This window comes from Neisseria mucosa (genome assembly GCA_003028315.1).
In the GTDB taxonomy this organism is placed as follows: domain Bacteria; phylum Pseudomonadota; class Gammaproteobacteria; order Burkholderiales; family Neisseriaceae; genus Neisseria; species Neisseria mucosa.
This window is the reverse complement of sequence record CP028150.1, coordinates 856,519-876,062: the sequence shown is the minus strand read 5'-3', so window position 1 is coordinate 876,062 and position 19,544 is coordinate 856,519. Positions and strand designations below refer to the sequence as shown.

General features: G+C 50.4%; 17 protein-coding genes, 1 tRNA gene and 5 pseudogenes. 11 read left to right on the top strand and 12 right to left on the bottom strand.

Features of this window, described 5'->3' with window-relative positions; all coding sequences use genetic code 11:
* Nucleotides 1–40 precede the first annotated feature (40 nt).
* Nucleotides 41–952: pseudogene (locus NM96_04310) on the top strand (IS481 family transposase).
* A gap of 250 nt (nucleotides 953–1,202) precedes the next feature.
* On the opposite strand, the gene NM96_04305 reads toward NM96_04310, so the two are convergent.
* Nucleotides 1,203–1,278, bottom strand: a tRNA-Glu gene (locus tag NM96_04305).
* A gap of 155 nt (nucleotides 1,279–1,433) precedes the next feature.
* On the opposite strand from NM96_04305, the gene NM96_04300 reads away from it, so the two are divergent.
* From NM96_04300 to NM96_04285, 4 genes and pseudogenes are all read left to right on the top strand, one after another.
* The gene (locus NM96_04300; protein AVR78668.1) at nucleotides 1,434–2,333 is read left to right on the top strand and encodes a recombination-associated protein RdgC; all 900 of its coding nucleotides are present in this window, start codon (nucleotides 1,434–1,436) and stop codon (nucleotides 2,331–2,333) included.
* Nucleotides 2,334–2,396: 63 nt separating this feature from the next.
* A complete protein-coding gene (locus NM96_04295; protein ID AVR78667.1) occupies nucleotides 2,397–2,813 on the top strand; it encodes a hypothetical protein in 417 nt (138 codons plus the stop codon).
* Nucleotides 2,814–2,884: 71 nt separating this feature from the next.
* Nucleotides 2,885–3,451, top strand: a complete 567-nt coding sequence (locus tag NM96_04290; protein AVR78666.1) for a dCTP deaminase — start codon at nucleotides 2,885–2,887, stop codon at nucleotides 3,449–3,451.
* Between the two features lie 62 nt (nucleotides 3,452–3,513).
* Nucleotides 3,514–3,614: pseudogene (locus NM96_04285) on the top strand (transposase).
* Here NM96_04285 and NM96_04280 read toward each other — a convergent pair.
* On the bottom strand, nucleotides 3,610–4,203 hold the full coding sequence (locus NM96_04280) for a hypothetical protein (GenBank protein AVR78665.1): 594 nt from the start codon (nucleotides 4,201–4,203) through the stop codon (nucleotides 3,610–3,612). The pseudogene NM96_04285 and the gene NM96_04280 overlap by 5 nt on opposite strands.
* Nucleotides 4,107–4,418, bottom strand: a complete 312-nt coding sequence (locus NM96_04275; GenBank protein AVR80265.1) for a hypothetical protein — start codon at nucleotides 4,416–4,418, stop codon at nucleotides 4,107–4,109. The genes NM96_04280 and NM96_04275 overlap by 97 nt, the downstream gene beginning before the upstream one ends.
* Between NM96_04275 and NM96_04270 the strand changes: the two are divergent.
* Nucleotides 4,386–4,535 (top strand): annotated as a pseudogene (locus tag NM96_04270) (IS110 family transposase). The gene NM96_04275 and the pseudogene NM96_04270 sit on opposite strands and share 33 nt — an antisense overlap.
* Here the strand turns inward: NM96_04270 and NM96_04265 are convergent.
* Together NM96_04265 and NM96_04260 are read right to left on the bottom strand one after the other, a co-directional pair.
* Nucleotides 4,504–5,511, bottom strand: coding sequence for an IS5/IS1182 family transposase (locus tag NM96_04265; GenBank protein ID AVR78664.1), 1,008 nt, complete (start codon nucleotides 5,509–5,511; stop codon nucleotides 4,504–4,506). The pseudogene NM96_04270 and the gene NM96_04265 sit on opposite strands and share 32 nt — an antisense overlap.
* Nucleotides 5,512–5,590: 79 nt before the next feature.
* Nucleotides 5,591–5,695 (bottom strand): annotated as a pseudogene (locus tag NM96_04260) (IS630 family transposase).
* Nucleotides 5,696–6,140: 445 nt separating this feature from the next.
* On the opposite strand from NM96_04260, the gene NM96_04255 reads away from it, so the two are divergent.
* From NM96_04255 to NM96_04235, 5 genes and pseudogenes are all read left to right on the top strand, one after another.
* Nucleotides 6,141–8,513: a type VI secretion system tip protein VgrG gene (locus NM96_04255; protein AVR78663.1), complete on the top strand. Its 2,373-nt coding sequence runs from the start codon at nucleotides 6,141–6,143 to the stop codon at nucleotides 8,511–8,513.
* Between the two features lie 3 nt (nucleotides 8,514–8,516).
* On the top strand, nucleotides 8,517–10,001 hold the full coding sequence (locus NM96_04250; protein ID AVR78662.1) for a hypothetical protein: 1,485 nt from the start codon (nucleotides 8,517–8,519) through the stop codon (nucleotides 9,999–10,001).
* Nucleotides 9,970–11,271: a DUF3396 domain-containing protein gene (locus NM96_04245; protein ID AVR78661.1), complete on the top strand. Its 1,302-nt coding sequence runs from the start codon at nucleotides 9,970–9,972 to the stop codon at nucleotides 11,269–11,271. Before NM96_04250 ends, NM96_04245 begins: the two co-directional genes overlap by 32 nt.
* A gap of 87 nt (nucleotides 11,272–11,358) precedes the next feature.
* Nucleotides 11,359–11,742, top strand: a pseudogene (locus NM96_04240) (transposase).
* A 170-nt stretch (nucleotides 11,743–11,912) separates the two neighbouring features.
* Nucleotides 11,913–12,542 (top strand): hypothetical protein, encoded by a 630-nt coding sequence (locus NM96_04235; protein ID AVR78660.1) that lies wholly within the window; start codon nucleotides 11,913–11,915, stop codon nucleotides 12,540–12,542.
* 98 nt (nucleotides 12,543–12,640) lie between these two features.
* Here the strand turns inward: NM96_04235 and NM96_04230 are convergent, their stop codons facing one another.
* From NM96_04230 to NM96_04200, 7 genes are all read right to left on the bottom strand, one after another.
* Complete coding sequence (locus tag NM96_04230; GenBank protein ID AVR78659.1) at nucleotides 12,641–13,012, bottom strand: hypothetical protein; 372 nt, start codon at nucleotides 13,010–13,012, stop codon at nucleotides 12,641–12,643.
* A 176-nt stretch (nucleotides 13,013–13,188) separates the two neighbouring features.
* Nucleotides 13,189–13,845: a MarC family protein gene (locus NM96_04225; GenBank protein AVR78658.1), complete on the bottom strand. Its 657-nt coding sequence runs from the start codon at nucleotides 13,843–13,845 to the stop codon at nucleotides 13,189–13,191.
* 11 nt (nucleotides 13,846–13,856) lie between these two features.
* Nucleotides 13,857–15,020, bottom strand: a complete 1,164-nt coding sequence (locus NM96_04220) for a rod shape-determining protein RodA (GenBank protein ID AVR78657.1) — start codon at nucleotides 15,018–15,020, stop codon at nucleotides 13,857–13,859.
* Nucleotides 15,013–17,052, bottom strand: a complete 2,040-nt coding sequence (gene mrdA / locus NM96_04215) for a penicillin-binding protein 2 (GenBank protein ID AVR78656.1) — start codon at nucleotides 17,050–17,052, stop codon at nucleotides 15,013–15,015. Before mrdA ends, NM96_04220 begins: the two co-directional genes overlap by 8 nt.
* Nucleotides 17,053–17,061: 9 nt before the next feature.
* On the bottom strand, nucleotides 17,062–17,565 hold the full coding sequence (gene mreD, locus NM96_04210; GenBank protein ID AVR78655.1) for a rod shape-determining protein MreD: 504 nt from the start codon (nucleotides 17,563–17,565) through the stop codon (nucleotides 17,062–17,064).
* A gap of 7 nt (nucleotides 17,566–17,572) precedes the next feature.
* Nucleotides 17,573–18,412 (bottom strand): rod shape-determining protein MreC, encoded by an 840-nt coding sequence (mreC, locus tag NM96_04205; GenBank protein ID AVR78654.1) that lies wholly within the window; start codon nucleotides 18,410–18,412, stop codon nucleotides 17,573–17,575.
* An 11-nt stretch (nucleotides 18,413–18,423) separates the two neighbouring features.
* Nucleotides 18,424–19,461, bottom strand: coding sequence for a rod shape-determining protein (locus NM96_04200; protein AVR78653.1), 1,038 nt, complete (start codon nucleotides 19,459–19,461; stop codon nucleotides 18,424–18,426).
* Nucleotides 19,462–19,544 lie beyond the last annotated feature (83 nt).

The following is a 19,544-nucleotide window of genomic DNA, read 5'->3' as shown; positions in this document are numbered from 1 at the left end:
AGTAGCGTTGTTTACAGTATTTCCAGGAGAATACTGAAACATGAACATGCACAAAAACACCCGCCTCACCCCGCACCACCGACAAGCCATTTGGCTGGCCTACACGCAGGAAAAGGAAAGCGTCACCTCTCTGGCACGCCGCTACCAAGTCAGCCGCGTCACCATTTACCGCGCCCTTAAAGCCGCAAGGGGCAAGCTGCTCAAACCGCAAACCAGTACCAACAACCGTTTCAAACAGGCAAAGTACGGAATGAAACGCCTGGCCAAGGTAGAACGCAGCATTCAGGAAAAACTCAAAAAGCAGGCCAAACGCTACAATATAGTGGATTAAATTTAAATCAGGACAAGGCGACGAAGCCGCAGACAGTACGGATAGTACGGCAAGGCGAGGTAACGCCGTCCTGGTTTAAAGTTAATCCACTATAAATCCTACCCCGGAGAGCTGGTGCATCTCGACACCAAACGGCTGCCGCTGCTCAAAGGGCAGAAAGCCACCGATAAGCGGGATTACCTGTTTGTCGCCATCGACGATTTCTCAAGGGAGCTATACACCGCCATTTTGCCGGACAAAACCGCAGACAGCGCCGCCAAGTTTCTGACCGAACACCTGATTGATCCCTGCCCATACCTGATTGAGTGCGTTTACTCCGACAACGGTACGGAATACAAAGGCTCGGCCAACCATGCTTTCGGTGTAGCCTGTTACGAGAACGGGATTGGTCAAAAGTTTACCCGGGTTGCCCGTCCGCAGACCAACGGTAAGGCGGAGCGGGTTATCCGTACCCTGATGGAGATGTGGCATGAGAAACAGTCGTTTGAGAGTCCGGAACATCGGCAAAAGGAGTTGTGCCGCTTTGTTAATTTTTATAACACTGTGAAGCCGCACCGAAGTTTGAACGGCGATACGCCGTTTGAGGTCTTGCAGGCTTATTTTTCTCAACCTGTTGTGTAAACAACGCGACGATTTTCTACAGTTGAAGGAAGCATGTGCAGTATAAGCGCGATTTGGCGGAATTTTATTTAACCGTCTAATGCAATTACTGATGCAAATCCAATGCAATCATAGCCAAAAACAAACAGAAAACGAACTACTCAGAACAAATTGTAAAGATAAATTAACAAAATAATACTGAAATCAAATTGTTAATTTTAAGGAAAAAAATAAACCCTCACTATTTCTAAGTAAGGGTTTATTGAAAATCTGGCACGCCCACGGGGATTCGAACCCCGGTTGCCGCCGTGAAAGGGCAGTGTCCTAGGCCTCTAGACGATGGGCGCGTAACCGAGTTGCGAACTATACATAAGCGTTAAAACGCTGTCAACGGGTTGGGCGTTTTTTATGGTCAAACTCATTTCAGACGACCCTTCTGTGCCTTATCTTTGTATCCGCTTTGCCTGTATAATGCCGCTTTTAATGAAAAGGAAAACAAACCATGTGGTTCAAGCAGATCAGTTTTTATCCGCTCAACAAAGAAAAGCTGCCCGAAGCGGACGTACTTGCCGACAAACTTGCAGAGGCTGAATTTACCCGCTGCCAAGGTTTGGACTGGTCCAGCGAGGGCTTTGCCGCACCGGTTTCGTTCTCTCCCGAACTCGTTTTCCCTGCCGACTTTACTTTGCGCGTCGCCCTGAAAAAAGAAGAAAAAGTCCTGCCAGCCGGCGTCATCCGCGATATTTTGGAAGAGAAGGTGGCGGAAATCCAAAACAATGAAGCCCGCAATGTCGGCCGCAAGGAAAAACAAGAGCTTAAAGAGCAAATTACAGACGACCTGCTGCCCCGCGCGTTTACCCGCAGCAGCCGTACTGAAGCGGTGTTCAACACCCGCCACGGCTATCTGCTCGTCAACAACGCGGCTTCCGCCAAAGCGGAAAACATCCTGACCAAGCTGCGTGAAGCTTTGGGCGGTTTGGAAGCCTCGCTGCCGAATACCAAGCAATCGCCCTCTTCCCTGATGACCGAGTGGCTGTTGCAAGGGCATTGCGAAGGCGGTTTTGAATTGGACAGCGATTGCGAACTCAAAGGCGTGGGCGATGTTGTTCCCGTCGTCAAAGTGTCCAAACAAGATTTGACCGCCGATGAAGTGGTCCAACACGTCAAAAACGGCAAAACCGTGACCCAGCTCGGCTTGGTGTGGCGCGAACAAATCGCCTTCATCCTCACGCAAGACTTCACACTCAAGCGCATTCAATACCTCGACGTATTGCAGGAAGAAGCCGAAAGCAACGGCGACGATGCCGCCAGCCTTGCCTTCGCCTCGCAAATCCTGATGGCGGAATCCGTCAGCACCATGTTGGAAGAGCTGGTTTCCTATTTGGGCGGCTGGCAAGACTAATTTTTCAGACGACCTTTACACGATAAAAGGTCGTCTGAAACCTACCTCCGATGGACAACCTTTATGTTTAAACACTTCGCATTCCTGCCGCTCGCCATTATGCTTGCCCTCCCCGCTTCGGCCGCCGTCCTGACTTCCTATCAGGAACCGGGCTGCACCTACGACGGCGATGTCGGCAAAGACGGCAAACCCGCCGGCAAAGGCACATGGCGCTGCCAAGACGGGCGCAGCTACACCGGCGCGTTTAAAAACGGCAAATTCGACGGACAAGGCGTTTACACCGTCTCCGCCAACCGCGAAACCTTCATCGAACCGTTCAATTCCAACAGCACCAAGTTCCGCAACATGGTACTGTCAGGCACGTTCAAAAAAGGCCTGGCACACGGCAAATTCACCGCCTCGCAAAACGGCGAAACCGTCTTCATCATGAAATGCGAAAACGGCATGATTAAAGAAGTGAAACTGCCCAAAACCAAATAACCCCGTCCCGCATTTTCAGACGACCTCTCCGCAGACGCCGTCTGAAAACCGCAAGAAACAAGGAAAACATTATGAGCATCAAGTCCGACAAATGGATACGCCGCATGAGCGAAGAGTTCGGCATGATCGACCCCTTCGAGCCGAACCAAATCAAAGAAGCCAACGGACAGCGCATCATCTCCTACGGCACGTCCAGCTACGGCTACGACATCCGCTGCGCCAACGAATTTAAAATTTTCACCAACATCAACAGCACCATCGTCGATCCCAAAAACTTCGACCCGAAAAACTTCGTCACCGTCGAAGACGACTGCTGCATCATCCCCCCTAATTCCTTCGCGCTGGCGCGTACGGTCGAATACTTCCGCATCCCGCGCAACGTCCTGACCGTCTGCTTGGGCAAATCCACCTACGCCCGCTGCGGCATCATCGTCAACGTCACCCCGTTCGAGCCGGAATGGGAAGGCTACGTTACCCTCGAATTTTCCAACACCACCCCCCTGCCCGCCAAAATCTACGCCGGCGAAGGCGTGGCGCAAGTCCTCTTCTTCGAGAGCGACGAAATCTGCGAAACTTCCTACAAAGACCGCAACGGCAAATACATGGGACAAACCGGCGTTACCCTGCCGAAAACCTGATAATTGGATAAGCCGGCAAAATATAGCGCGTTTCATTTTGCTGCACATAAAATGCAGGCACGATACAAGAAGGTCGTCTGAAATCTGAACTGCACCCCAAAAGTTGGACACATCCCCTACAACTCACAAGGTGCAGTTTTTTATGACCAAATATATAGTCAATTAAAATCAAAATAGGACAGTAGCGCATCGTCAAATCGGGCGTAATCAGACAATACGGTTCGCAGATACCGCTTAATATTCGCCCACACCTTCTCAATCGGGTTGAGCTCAGGTGAATAAGGTGCAAGAGGCAATACCTTATGTCCCCATTTTTCCGCCATTTCCCGTAAGACACCCATACGGTGAAATCGCGCATTATCTAAAATAATCACCGATTTTTGAGTCAATGCGGGCAGTAGGCATTGCTGAAACCACGCTTCAAAAAAGACCCCGGTCATCGTATTTTGATAAACCATCGGAGCAATCAGCCGGTTGCCGACTTGTGCGGACACCAGAGATAAGCGTCGGTATCTTTTTCCACTTATCTGCGCTTTCACTATTTGCCCTCTCAGGCTGCGGGCATAGGGACGGAACAGGTAGCGGTCAAATCCTGTTTCATCCAAATAAACACGTTGGTAGTCGGAAAATTCGGCCAGCTGTGTCAAATAATGCGTTACTTTGGCCGGGTCTTGTTCTTTGTAAGTGGTGGTCTTTTTTTGCGCGTCATCCCCATCTGTTTGAGTGCATAGCAAACGGCGGCTGGCGTACAATCAAAATGTTTGGCGATTTCATGCAGATAGGCATCCGGGTGTTGCTCAACATATTGAGCCAGTTTTTGCCTATCCAATTTGACGGCATTTAGACCGGTGACTTGATGTTTTAGGCTGCCTGTTTGTTTTTTAAGGCGAATCCACAGGTAAAGCGAGACCTTTGCAAAAAAGCCCTTCCTTCGACAGCCGAAACCCAAACACAGGTTTTCGTCTATTTCCGCTCCTAATTACTCCTGATTTTACCCAAATGCCCCCTTAATCCTCCCCGAATACCCGATAATCAGGCATCCGGGCCGCCTTTTAGGCGGCAACAGGCACACTTAGCCTGTTAGCCGCTTTCAACAGGTTCAAACACATCGCCTTTAGATGGCTTTGCGCACTCACTTTGAGCAGACCAAAATAGGCTGCCCGGGCGTAGCGGAATTTACGGTGCAGCGTACCAAAGCTTTGTTCGACCACATAACGGGTCTTTGACAAATATCGGTTGCGTTTGGTTTGCGCTTCCGTCAGCGGACGGTTGCGGTGGGCTTTGCGCATAATGCCGTCTAACAACTGATGCTCTTTCAGATGTTGCCGGTTTTCCTTACTGTCGTAGCCTTTATCGGCATAGACGGTCGTGCCTTCGGCAATGCCTTCCAACAAAGGGGACAGATGGTTGCACTCATGGACATTGGCGGGGGTGATGTGCAGTTTCTCGATATAGCCTTCCTCATCGGTACGGGTATGTTGTTTGTAACCGAGTTTGTAGAGGCCGTTTTTCTTTGTCCAACGGGCATCTTTGTCCTTACTCGGTGTGGTTTGGCCGCTGACTTGTCCTTCTTCATCGACTTCTATGGCCTGACGCTGTTTGCTGCCGGCGGTCTGAATAATGGTGGCGTCAATGACGGCGGCGGATGCTTTCTCTACTTTTAGGTTTTTTTCGGCCAGTTGTCGGTTAATCAGTTCCAGCAATTCGGACAGGGTGTCGTCTTGCGCCAGCCAGTTGCGGTAGCGGCATAAGGTGCTGTAATCGGGGATGCTCAGTTCGTCAAAACGGCAAAACAGGTTGAAATCGATGCGGGTGATGAGGCTGTGTTCGAGTTCGGGATCGGAGAGGCTGTGCCATTGTCCGAGCAGGACGGCTTTGAACATGGACAACAGGGGATAGGCGGGACGGCCGCGGTGGTCTCTAAGGTAACGGGTTCTTTGACGATTCAGGTATTGTTCGATCGGTTGCCAATCAATCACCTGATCCAACTTCAATAGTGGGAAGCGGTCGATGTGTTTGGCAATCATGGCTTGTGCGGTTTGCTGGAAGAAGGTGCTCATGGAAAATCCCCTAATGGAAAATCCCCTAAATGTCTTGGTGGGAATTTAGGGGATTTTGGGGAATTTTGCAAAAGTCTCAAAGCGTGTTTCTTGACAAGTTAAACGTTGCTGCGGTTTGGCTGATGTTCTTGCATTGTTCGTAATAGTTTAAAGCTTTGTTTCTTAAGTCCGCAGAGTATGCCATGGTTAGACCTTCAAAGTTGAGTATTGTACTATTTTGTTTTTAATTGACTATACAACCGGGAGCGTTGCAGTTTGAAATTGAAAAAGCTGAGTCCTGTCGCATACAGAATCCAGCTTGCACAGAGCGCCTGAAAAGGCTTTTATGAGTGTCCAAGATTTGGGGGCCAGTTCACACCGTTCAGACGGCCTTTTTTCCACTCATCCCATTCGCTTTACCATCGGCATAATCCAAGTTAACATATCAAATTCATTGTCATTCTGAAATTGTCTCGTCATGACCGCCCGCCAATCCTACCATCTCACCTTCGCCCGATTCTCCCCATCACTCTCCGTCAAATCCTTCACCGCCTCCGAAGCCGCCAACACCGCCTACCGCGTCGAAATCACCGCCACCTCCACCGATTTCTCATTGCCGCTGTCTTCCTACCTCAACCAGCGCGCAGCATTTGAAATCCGTCCGCAGGAGGCCGTATTGTCCGAAGTCGCCGCCGCTTTTTCAGCCGGTTCGGACGCCCCCCCCAGCGAAACAATGGCAGGGCATTATTACCGCATGCGAGAAGTTGTCGGTATCCAAGGATGAAACCGTTTACCGCTTTGTTTTAGAGCCGCGTTTCGCGGCTCTAAAGCATTTCCAATCTTCCCGACTGTTTCAACACCAAACCGTCCCCGACATCGTTGCCGCCGTCTTCAAACACCACGGCTTCTCCGGTGTCGACTACCGTTTCCAAAAAAGCCGCAGCTACAGTGTACGCGAGTATGTCACCCAGTATCTCGAAAGCGACTTCGCCTTTATCAACCGTCTGTGTGAAGAAGAAGGCATCTGGTATGCCTTCGAACAGCATGAACAACATGGCGACGTGGTCGTCTTCGGCGACAGTCCCGAACACTACTTCCGCGACCAAAGTCTGCCCGTTTCCTACCGCCCCCATGCCGGACTGGAAAGCGTCGGTACCGAAGCGCTGTTCAACTTAAGCATCCGCCACAACCCCATCGTCGAAGGCATACGCACGGCCGACTACAACTACCGCAGTGCCGATACCGACCTCTTTGCTGAAACCGACAACAAACAATCCGAAGAATCTGCCGACAATACCGTCTTATTGGGCAAACAGCAGCATTGGGGCCTTCATCCTAAAACAACCGGCGAAGCCCAAGTTCAGACGACCCTGTTGAACGAAGCCAACCTCTGCCGTCAAACCGTCGCAGCTGGCAGCGGCAACGTCGTCTCCATGACACCGATGAAGGTGTTCCAAACCGATACCGCCTTCCCCGAAGCACCCGACGGCTGGCTGGTACTTTCCATGGAACACAGTGGCAGCCGCGATACCGCCTATACCCACACCTTTACCGCCATACCCGCCCAACTCGCCTTCCGTCCCGAACGCACCACCCCGCGTCCGCATATTGACGGTACCTTGCCGGCACGGGTGACTGCGGCGGAGAACTGTACCTATGCCTATATCGACGATATGGGACGTTACCGCGTCAAACTCCCGTTTGATTTGGACGAATGGAGTCCCGGCGGAGAAAGCCGTCCCGTCCGACTGGCCAAACCCTATGCCGGTCCCGAATACGGTATCCACTTCCCCTTACACGAAGGCACCGAAGTCATGCTGTCCTTCGTCCAAGGCAACCCCGACCGTCCGTATATCTCCGGCGTCATGCACGACAGTGCACATCCCGACCATATCCCTGCCGATTGGAACACAAGGAACGTCATCCGCACCTGGGCGAACAACAAACTCAGGATGGAAGACCAAAAAGGTCAGGAACACATCAAACTCGCCACCGACTATCAGAAATCCCAACTCAACCTCGGCCACATCGTCGACTCAAACCGCAACAAACGCGGAGAGAACGGCGAAGGCTTCGAACTCAGAACCGACGGCTGGGGCGCCGTACGGGCGGGTAAAGGCATACTCGTCAGCGCACAAAACCAGGATGCCAACGGCAAAGTGCTGGATATGGACGATGCCGTCGCCCAACTCGAACAGGCACTCTCCCTGGCCAAAAGCCTGAACAAAGCCGCCCAAACGGCCAACAACCACAACACCGATGAAGAAACCCAAAGGGGTCGTCTGAAAGACGCACTCAAAGACCTGAAAGAGGCCGGTTTGATCCAAACCGCCCCGGCCGGCATCGCTACCGCAACAGAGCAAAGCCAACTGCACACCGCCAATGAAAACATCCACCTGGTCAGCGGCAACCATACCGACATTACTGCCGGCCAAAGCCTGACCGCCCATGCGGCAGAGAGCGTTAACCTGTTTGCCCAAAGCAGCGGCATCAAGATGCAGGCGAACCAGGGCAAAGTGGAAGTGCAGGCACAGAATGACGAATTGCAGCTGAATGCGCTGAAAGACGCAACGTTAACCAGCAGTGCGGGGAAAATCACCATAGCGGCGAAGGAAGAGGTCCTGATTACCTGCAAAGGGGCGTATATCAAACTGGCGAATGGGGAAGTTGAGATCGGGAGTCCGAAGGTGGTGCGGGTGAGGGCGCCGATGGTGGTAACCATTCCATCGAATGTACCTGTGAAATTACCCGATTTCAAACAAATCTATTCGGGTCGTTATATTTTGAGAGACAGAAAAACTCAGAAAGTCGTAAGAAACCGTCCATATACTTTGACACTGGAAGATGGTAGTCAGATTGAAGGAATAACAAACAGTAAAGGTGAAACGATGATTGTTAATACGTCATCACCGCAGAAAGTTGTATTCGAGCAGGAGAAAAAAACGAAAAAAGAACCGCATCTGTTGCATATTGCCGGAGGGGGAACGATTAAATTACATTTTGAAATTTTTGATGAGGAATAATTTATGGCAATGATTACTCGGCTAAAAGTGCATAAAGAATACGCCGATATAGAACTTGGAGACTTGGGATATTTGTATATAGTATGGGAATTTGTTTTAAGGTTTTACAATGGCAAATCGACTAAAAATTTAGATGCTTTCAGTGGATCTTGCAGCGTAAAAGGTAGAAAACAAAACGGATTCGACCGTGTGGTAAACCTTACCGAGCGAATGACCGGATATTATTGGCCGTATAAGCCAGAAGTAACTTTCAGTGTACCTGAGGGGAGAAGCGATATTGTTCCTGTCCCGCATTTAATTGATGATCGGAAAGCAAAAAAAAGAGAAGATAAAGAGACACAAAGTTTCATAGATAAAATAGGTAGAAAAATTGGCTTGCTAGACAAGACAACTCAAGGGAAAAATCGACGTCATACCCGCTGGAAATGCTCCGAACCTGTGTTGCCAGGTGCGGAACGTAAACGTCCAGATCTGATTATCGTCAAGGACTACCATATCCGTTGGCCTGGAAGGAAGGCCTTAGCTTACGGGGAGCAGTATGAAGACAACTTAAAACGGCTGGTAGAGATGAAGTATGGCGATGATGAGCTTGATGACAAGCAGGAGCAAGCCTATATAAAAATCGCCACCATCAAGCGATTTGCCTTACTGGAGATCTATCAGGACAACGATGAGGGCAACACCGAAGGGGTGTACGAATTTTCACCGGAATTCGTCCCAGCCTTCGGTTTCAAGAAAGAAGACCTGTTGCCTAAAATCCGGCTCGAGCCATGGGTGGCTGCTCCTGAAGGTCGCCCCATCAATATCCTGTCTGAAAAACTCATCGATAGAAAAAGCATGGAAACGGTATATCATCCCGAAACTGCCGCGCAAATTCTCCAAAACTCTCCTTGGTTGGAAGGATTCGGAAAATTTGAGAGTACAGAAAATGGTATACGCTGGGTAGGTGATGACGGGAAGATCGTAGAATATAGTAATCAAGAACTACAACAAGCAGTAGATTATTTAGAAGAGTATGAGGATATTCCAAGAGATTATTTGCCTTATATTCAAGAAGCAGACGTAGTTATGTCGACAGATAATGCCTTAATGATTGCAGTGAAATTCGTTAAAGAAAATAAGGAAGAAATTGTTACATTCATTGTTTTATCGGTAGCAGCAATCGCATTGGCGTATTTCTCCGCCCCTGCTGCCTTGGCAGGCTCAATCATGTTCGCCCTCCGTTTGGCAGTATTTGCACCTGCCTTAGGGGCTTCAGCCGACCTTTGGGCGGCAGACGAACGTTTTGAACAGCGTAGTAACTGTTATGCTTACAAATATCTTGTAAATAAACCCAAAGGTTCGACATACGAACCCAATGAATACAAAATTACCCACTATGTCCCGTGGCAGGCTTGCGAGAAAAACACCGATACTTCGCATCTGAAAGGCTGGGAAGAAAAAGTGCGCGAATTCGATGCCCGACATGGTAATCTGCCGAAAGAGTAAACAACAGCAACCCTGTGAAAGAAAGAACATGACAAAAAAACTTTATGAATCCCTGCAACGGGAAGCCGATGAAATCCTGATGTATGACGAAGATTACAATATCAATGCCCGTCTGGGACTGACCATATTGATCTACTATACGGGCGGCGGTTCGGTAGCGGGACAACGCAAGACGCTGGAAGTTTTCGAACGCTTTTATTCGCAGTACCACGGATATTTGAAAACACACTTTTGGGACGGGATGCGCCGTTTTGCCCGTATCAATCCGAACGCATTTCAAAAAAAAATCGATAAAATGATTCAAAATGCCGAACAGGGGGAAAGCTTGCATGGCGTGCTGAACTCCGGTCCTTCCAACAGGGCGGCGGAATATGAAATCAAAACCCTATCCGCTCACCCCTTAGGCGGAGTTAATGACCTGTCCTATCTCAGGATCACCTTTCCGCTGTCTTTTTTGTCCTCCTCGGAAAAACGTCGCGAGTATGAAAGCTGGATAGAATATCTGTGCAAGCACTTTGATATTTTCCACGGTTATGCCGGACTGAGCATCGTCCTGCCCTACGCCTACCACAAATATCAGTTTTACGAATATTCCGTGACCAAACGCTATTGGGGGGTAACACCCGATTCAGGAGGACATCACGACTCTCTCTGGTACGAGGGCATTAAGTCCGTCAGTTGGTATACCCTTGTCGGCAAAGCGTTCCAAGATAAACTGAACAGCACGGAAATCCAAAACGTTTTGAACCATTATCGTGATATTACACTGAAGACCTATAACGGCACCATGGTATTCAAAGCAGGGAAGTTTCCCGACTTGGGAGATAAAACCAAACCGTTGCCTATTAATTACCTGGTAGTGAACAACCTGATGCGGCCGATACTGACGCAAAAGCTGAATGATTCGCTGCATACTGCTTTCGGCAACGGCAAAAACCGCTACTCGGCTTCCCAAGGCTATTACTGGCTGCATCGTTGGGATAATGCCAATTTTGAAAACGGGATTTTTGATCCTAAAGGGACGAAGCAGGAACTGATGCCTGTTTACCGAGAACGTCCTTTGGAAGCACCTTATGCCGGGATGTGGATACCCGACAATCTGGAGAATGCAATAGAACGGCATTTCGAAAAGGGAGAAATCTTTCCTGATGATGGTGAATACCTTCAGCCCCTACAAAATGGTACGACCGCAATTTGGAAAACCGATGCGGTCTGGCGGCTACTCAAACGAGACGATGGAGGCAGTGTGCTGCAGACTTCAGAGTTTTGATTATTTAGGTATCAAACGTAAGTCAAGTTGAAAACCCAACTTTAATAAAGGTCGTCTGAAAAACTGAACTGCCCCCCAAAAGTTGGACATCCCCTCCAACTCACAAGGTGCAGTTTTTTTATGAGCAAATATACATTACACTTCAAATACCAAGCCGTACTCCACTACCTGCACATACGCAGCCAACAGCGTACCGCTGACCACTACGGCATCTCACGAACCCACCTGAGACGATGGATACGCGCCTATCAAGAAGGCGGTATCGGCGCACTCGAACATCCCCAATCCAAAACCATGCCCCAACACCGCAAAAACCCCTTCATCGCAGATAAACCCGACCAAGAAAAAACGCAGGCAGAGCTTATTGAAGAGTTGTGCTATATGCGCGCAGAGGTCGCCTACCTAAAGGAGTTAAAAGCCCTCAGCCAAAAACAGACCGAAAAGGACAAAGCCAAACCGTCCAAACACTGAGGGCGCAACACCCGCTCAAATACCTGCTGCACATCGCAAACCTGCCCAAAAGCAGCTTTTACTACCATCACCAAGACCGGCCTGACCCCGATGAAGCCGACAAAGCCCTCCTTATCGAAACCTACCAGCGGCATAAAGGACGCTACGGACAAAGGCGCATTGCCGCAGCATTGGGTTGGAACCGCAAAAAAGCGGCGCGGTTGATGAAGCAGTTGGAACTGAAAGCCCTCATACGGGCGAAAAAAGCCTACCGCCATCCCGCTATGGGCGAAATATCGGAAAACCTCCTCAAACGCCGGTTCAAAGCCCGAAAGCCCAACGAAAAATGGCTGACCGACGTTACCGAACTCAAAGGAAAAGACGGCAAATTGTACCTCTCGCCAATCTTGGACTTGTTCAACCGCGAGATCGTCGCCTACGCCATGAGCCGCAGAGCCGACAGCGAAATGGTGAAGGAAATGCTCGAAAAAGCCGCACCCCGTCTGACTGATAAGGGAACAATGCTGCATTCCGACCAAGGTGTGCTGTACCGTACGGCGGGGTATAGGGAATTGCTTGCGGAGCATTCCATGGTTCAAAGCATGTCGCGTAAGGCGAACTGTTGGGACAATGCGCCGATGGAGAGCTTCTTTGCGGTGTTGAAGACGGAGTGTTTCTATAACGCAGGTGAATTGACGGTAGATGAATTGATGAAGCAGATAGATGACTATATGGATTACTACAACCGGGAGCGTTGCAGTTTGAAATTGAAAAAGCTGAGTCCTGTCGCATACAGAACCCAGCTTGCACAGAGCGCCTGAATAGGCTTTTATGAGTGTCCAAGATTTGGGGGCCAGTTCAAGTTTCAGACGACCTTCTTTGTTGTCAATATGGCGAAGTAGAAACAGAATACCTCGTTTTATCTCAATCCGTTATGTTCGGAATGAAGCTGCATCCTTCTGTCCGCTTCGGCTGACAAAACGCCTTTGATCGTACGGAAGTGGGAGGCGGCTTTTTCCATATCCGTGCCATTCGGCAGTTTGATTGCGATGCCATTGAAGTTTCTATATTCATAAACAATCTTTGCCCCATATTCGCGGACTGCGTTCATAAGCCTTTCCGAACCGGTTTCGGGGTCATAAAAAATAATCAGGGTATTCGTAGCTTCTGTCGTTTCTAAAAGTGAAGATGATGAATGCGGCTGCCTCTCGGGATGCAGTATGCTGGTTGACGTACAGGCAGCAAGCGTAAAGGCAGGCAAAACGACATAAATCAAATCGCGTTTTTTCATAATATTTCAGATTTTTGATGAGGCATTATTTCGACAATATATCCAAAGTCAGGACAACTGAAGAATATTACAGGACACGTCGTCTGAAAACACAAAACCTATTTTCAGACGACCTTTCCCTTTAGGAAGAATGGGGGGATAGGCAGTAAAGTTTGCCTTCTGCACAATCCGACGAACTAGCCTGCCAATTGTGGGAAAATGGATTTCAATCCGGCAACGATGATTTCTACGGAGACGGCGGCAAGCATCATGCCCATGATGCGGTTGAGGATGGTCAGCCCTGTCGTGCCCAGTTTTTTGCTGATTCGTCCGGCGACAACGAGGATGGCGTAGCAAATCAGGCTGACAAGGAAGCCTGCGGCGAGAATCAAAGCAATATCGCTGTAATTTTTGGCGGCTGAGGCGTAGATGATGACGGTGGAGATACCGCCGGGACCGATGGTGATGGGGATGGCGACGGGAACGACGGCGATGGCTTTGGCGTTTTTCTGGATATGTTGTACGACGCCTTCTTCTTTGTCTCCGCCGATATTTTGTTTGGCGGGGTTGTCGTTGCCGTTCATCATGGAAATAGCGATGAGCAAGACCAAAATACCGCCGCCGACTTGGAAAGAGCCGACGCTGATGCCTAAGATTTTCAACAACATCCCGCCCGTTAAGGTGAAGACGGTAATGACGATGAAGACGGCGAGTGCGGCGGTGCGGGCGATGCGGCGCTTTTCTTTGGTGCTGTGATCCTGTGTCAAATCGAGGTAAATCGAAAGCGCGCTGAACGGGTTAATCAATACAAGGAAGGCAACCAAAAGTTTGCCGATTTCTACACCTAATTCCATTTTTCATTCCCTTATTTGTTTTTTGTAGAGACGTTTACGTCCGCTTTATCGTTGAATTCGTAGTGGCGTTTGGTTTTATGTTCGCTGGAAATACCCATTAGTAGCGCAAGTACGGTCATGATGGAAAGCGTTGCAGTACCGCCGTAGCTGACCAACGGCAGAGGGACGCCGACAACGGGCAAAATGCCGCTCACCATGCCCATGTTCACAAAGGCGTAGCAGAAAAAAGTCATGGTTAATGCGCCGGCGAGCGTGCGGCTGTAAAGCGATTGGGCTTTGGCGGCAATCAGCAGTCCGCGCGTCAGAATAACGAAATAAACCAGCAGCAGCAAGATGTTGCCGATCAAACCGAATTCTTCGCCATACACGGCAAAAATGAAGTCGGTCGTGGACTCGGGAATGTAATCCAAATGCGTTTGTGTGCCGTTGAGCCAGCCTTTTCCCCAAACGCCGCCCGAACCGATGGCAATCATGGCCTGGATGATGTGGTAGCCTGCGCCCAAAGGGTCCTGCGTCGGGTCAAACAGCGTCAGAACGCGGGTTTTCTGATAGTCGTGCATCCCGTAGTTCCACAAAAGCGGCAATGCGGCAACAAAGGCAATGATGGCGGCAAAGATGACTTTCCACGGCAGGCCTGCGAAAAAGACGATGAAAATACCCGATGCCATAATCAAAACTGCCGTACCCAAGTCGGGCTGTTTCAAAATCAGCGCAACGGGGATGAGGATTAAAAGCATGGCGATGATGTAGTGAAACCATTTCAGACGACCTTCGTGCCGTTGGAAGTACCAAGCGACGGTCATGGGCAGGACGATTTTCATGATTTCGGACGGCTGGATGCGCGTGAACCCCAGTTCCAACCAGCGTGTAGAGCCATTGACGGTCACGCCTGCGACTTCGACGGCGACAAGCAGCAACACGCCAATCAGGTACATCGGCAGCGCAACCTTTGCGGCATCACGCGGCTTGAACGAGGCGACAAACCACAGCAGGGCGAAGCCGAAAACCGTATGCAGGGTTTTGTGTTCAAGCTGGCCGAAATCCTGCCCGTCCGCTGAATAGAGCAAAAACAGGCTCATGATGTAGATGGCGAGCATGGGGAAAAACAGCCACGGGTCTATCGGAGCAGATACGGTGCGCTTGATTTTTGCCCACATTCCGACCGTTTCATTCATGATTTGCTTCCTCCTGTTTCAGACCGTAGGCTTTTTGGAATATGGTCGGCGGTTGGGGTTGTGTGCGGTGTTGTTGCGGTTCGGGCATTCCGCCTGCGTCGGGGTCGTCTGAAAACTGCTGCGGCTTGACGTTGAGCATATAAAAATCGGTCAGGCTGCGGGCAAGCGGTGCGGCGTAGGCACCCCAGCCGCCGTTTTCCAGAATCACGGCAATGGCGATTTCAGGTTTTTCCAAGGGAGCGAACGAAATAAACCACGCATGGTCGCGGTGTTGCTCGCGCAAGGCTGCGGCGTTGTAACGACCGCCCTGCTTGATTTGCACAACCTGCGCCGTGCCCGTTTTGCCGCCCATGCTGTAAGCCAAACCGCCGCCGATGCGGTGTGCCGTACCGCCCGGTTTCAAGACTTTCTCCATTGCCTGTTTGACGTATTCGAAGTTGTCTTGTTTGAACGGGATTTTGTATTCGGGATTGGGATTGATACGCGTGATTTTGCGTTTGTCGAAATCCAACAATTCTTTCACCAAATGCGGTTGATAAACCACGCCGTTATTGGCGAGCGAAGCGGTGGCATGTGCCATTTGCAGCGGGGTGTAGGCGTTGTAACCCTGCCCGATGCTGACCGAGACCATCTCGCCTGCACGCCATTCTTTGGCGGTAGGATCGGACGATTTGGCAAAGCGTTTCGCCTTCCATTCGCGGCTGGGCAAAACGCCCGTATATTCGCTGGGCAGGTCGATGCCGGTTTTTTTACCGAACCCGAATTGCGCTAAATACGGCGACGCTTTGTCTATGCCCATTTCGTAGCCCAAGCGGTAGAAAAAGGTATCGGACGACACCTGTATCGCCTTGCTCAAATTCGCCGAGCCGTGTCCGCTGCGTACGGAATCTCGGAAAACGTGACGGCTGCCGGGAATGCTCCATGCACCGGGCGCGGGAACGACCGTTGTTTGGGTAATTTTGCCGCTTTCCAGCAAAGCCATGCCCATAAATGGCTTAAACGTCGAGCCCGGCGGATACAGACCTTGCGTTACGCGGTTGACCAACGGCTTTTTCCAGTCGTCATTCAAGGCTTTCCAAGTTTCGCTGTCGATGCCGTCGATAAAGAGGTTGGGATCGAAAGATGGTTTGGAAACGAAAGCCAATACCGTACCGTCTTGCGGATTGATGGCAACAATCGCCCCGCGCCTGTCTCCCAATATTTTGTCCGCCTCTTGTTGCATGCGGATGTCCATGCCCAAGCGCAAAGTTTGCCCCATGCGCGACGGCACGTTTTTCAAGACGCGAACAATATTGCCGTAAGCGTCTTTTTCCACTTCTTGATAGCCGGGCGCGCCATGAAGCTGCGGTTCGTAATATTTTTCCAGCCCCGATTTGCCGATGTGCGTGCTGCCGCGATAGAGTGCAGTCAAGCCCTCTTCTTCCAAAATTTCCTGATCTTTGTCGCTGATGCGGCCGATGTAACCTAAAAAGTGTGAAGTCAGCTTGCCATAAGGATACTCGCGGAAAGTGCGCGAATTGACTTCTACACCTTTAAATTCATTAAGATGCACGGACAATTTCGCCGCTTCTTCATCTGTCAGGCGCAGCTTGAGCGGGATGTTTTCAAATTTGCGGTAGCTTTCGCGGTATTTGTGGAAACGCTTCAAATCAGTAGGCGTAATATCGACATACTTCCGCAGGGCTTCGATGACATCCTCCATCTTGCCCTCAATGCGGCTGGGGATGACTTCCAGAGAGAACACGGGATAGTTTTTTGCCAGCGGTACGCCGTTGACATCTACGATTTCGCCGCGGACAGGCGGGGTCGGAATTAATGTGATGCGGTTGCTGGATGCCTGTCCGGAAAAATCGTCATGCCGGAACACCTGCAAATAAACAAACCGAGCCACCAATGCGGCAAACAGAACCACAATCAGGATAAACGCTACCAGCAGACGCAATAAAGAATCGGCTTGCGCCGCCTTTGCAGTCTGTGTTTTACCGCTACCGCCATTTTTCAGACGACGTTTCATAGTATTCAGTATAGACATGGTTTCACGTTATCTGTTGGCGCGATAGAAATTGGTCAGCATCAGCATCAACTGGCTCAAGAAAGGCCAAAGCAGCGCGCCTGCCAAAGGCGCGATGAAACTTTGCCAAGTAATGATTTGGTTGTTGAGGAACAGGCGCGCCGCCACCAAGACCGCCTGATGGCAGAACAATGCTGCCAATACCGCCCCGATCTGCATGATGTGGCCGTAGAGCATGATTTGACGGCGCGTGTTCAAGACGAAATACACCATGACCGTATAAGACAATGCGTGCAGCCCCAAAGTCGCTGCCGTTGCGGCATCGACTATCAAGCCGAGCAAAAACGCAATGCCCATGCCGACGCGTTGGGGATGGTGCATAGACCAATAAAGCAGCATCAGCGCAGTCAGTTCGGGCAGCCAAAAAAACACATCAAAGGGGAAAGGCATGAAATCGACAAGCATGGTTACGGCAAAACTTGCCGCAATCACGCCGACGGGCATGGCACGGTAGGAATCGTCAAAATCGTTCATGAATGATTTATTGGGAAGAATGGGAAGAAGACAGAACCAAAACAAAGCGGTTGCGGCGCAAGGCGGCAAACGGGGTCAGTTCTGTGTCGTAATAAGGCGTACCGGAAGCGCGGACGACTTTATCCACGCGGGCTACGGGAATGCCTGCCGGATAAATGCCATCCAAGCCGGAGGTAATCAAAACATCCTGCGGCTTCAAATCCGATCCTGTCGGGAAATAGCGCAAATCCAAACCTACGCCGTTGCCGTAGGCGAGATTGCGTTCGCCCGTACGCTCAACGGCAACAGGGACGATACTTTGCGCAGCCGCCATCAGCTCGACTTCCGCGCTGTTTGCATGAACCAATGTAATTCGTCCGATTAAGCCGTTTTGGTCGATAACAGCATCGCCTGCCGCCACCCCTTCGCCACTGCCTTTATTGATAATCAAACGCTCGGACAGCGGGTCTTTGCCACTGGACAATACTTCAGCACCGATGACATTGCTGATGCCTTTTTGTTGCAAGCCGTATAGCTTTTTCAGTTCCTGCAATTCGCTCAGATTGACCTTGTCACGTTGAAGCTGGATTTTCAGACGACCGTTTTCCTCCAAAAGGAGACGGTTTCGTTCCAACAGCTCGGTTTGTGATTGAGATTGATTGGAAAAATATTGATAGAGACGGACCGGCTGGTTTGCCAGCCATTGCACCGGATAAAGAATCTCCGCCGCCGCAGTGCGCACGGGTTGCATCAGGTCGAAACGACCATCCGCCACCATAATGCCGGCACCCAGCAAAAGATACGCAATAAAACGAGGCAACAGCTTTTGGCCCTTTGCCTCGTCAAACCGTAAAGAAGAATGTTCCATTTCAGCCTGCCTTACGGGTTATCCACAAAAACGGCATTCCATTTGCCGATGTAATCCAAGGCTTTGCCTGCGCCATAAGCCACACAGTTCAAAGGCTGGTCGGCAATGCCGACAGGCAGTCCCGTCGCATCTGCCAAAACCGTATCCATACCGTGCAACAGTGCGCCACCACCCGTCAGCATAATACCCCTGTCGGCAATATCACCCGCTAACTCCGGTGATACTTGTTCCAATGCAAGGCGTACGGCGCGGATAATCTGATTAACCGTTTCGCTCAGAGCTTCGCGCACTTCCTCAGAAGTAACAGCCAACGATTTTGGGGTTCCTTCCGCCAAGTCTCGACCTTTAATCCGCATTGCGGTTTCCGTTGCAAAGCCATAGGCAGAGCCAATCGTTTTCTTCAACTCTTCAGCCGTCGCTTCACCAACCAGTACACCGCGATGACGGCGCAAATAATGCGCGATGCTTTTATCAAATTCATCACCGGCAGCGCGGACGGATGCGGAGTAAGCCATACCGCCCAAAGACAAAATACCGATTTCCGTTGTGCCGCCGCCAATATCCACTACCATTGAGCCGACAGTATCCTCAACCGGCAGACCCGCACCCAAAGCAGCCGCCATCGGCTCCTCAATCAAATGAACAGATGACGCCCCTGCCGCAAATGCAGAATCCAAAATCGCTTTGCGTTCAACCTGAGTCGCACCACCCGGCACGCAGATCACTACGCGCGGAGGTACGACTGAATGACCTTCCGTGGCCTTTTTAATCAGCATGCTTAGCATACGCTCGGCAATCGTAAAGTCGGCAATCACTCCGTCCTGCATAGGCCGGACGATTTCAATATTGCGCGGCGCACGCCCCTGCATTTTCTTGGCTTCCGTACCCACGGCGACAATCTTACTTTTACCGCCCGTACCCGATTGAACCGCCACCACAGACGGCTCGTCCAAAACAATGCCTTTACCGCGCACATAAATCAACGTGTTCGCCGTACCTAAATCAATGGCGATATCGTTGGAGAAAAAACGGGATAAAAAACGAAACATAAAATACCTGAATATCGGCCCAGCACCGATTTTATTTAATTGTTATTCAAAATATTAAAAACATAGGGACAACGCCTTTTCAG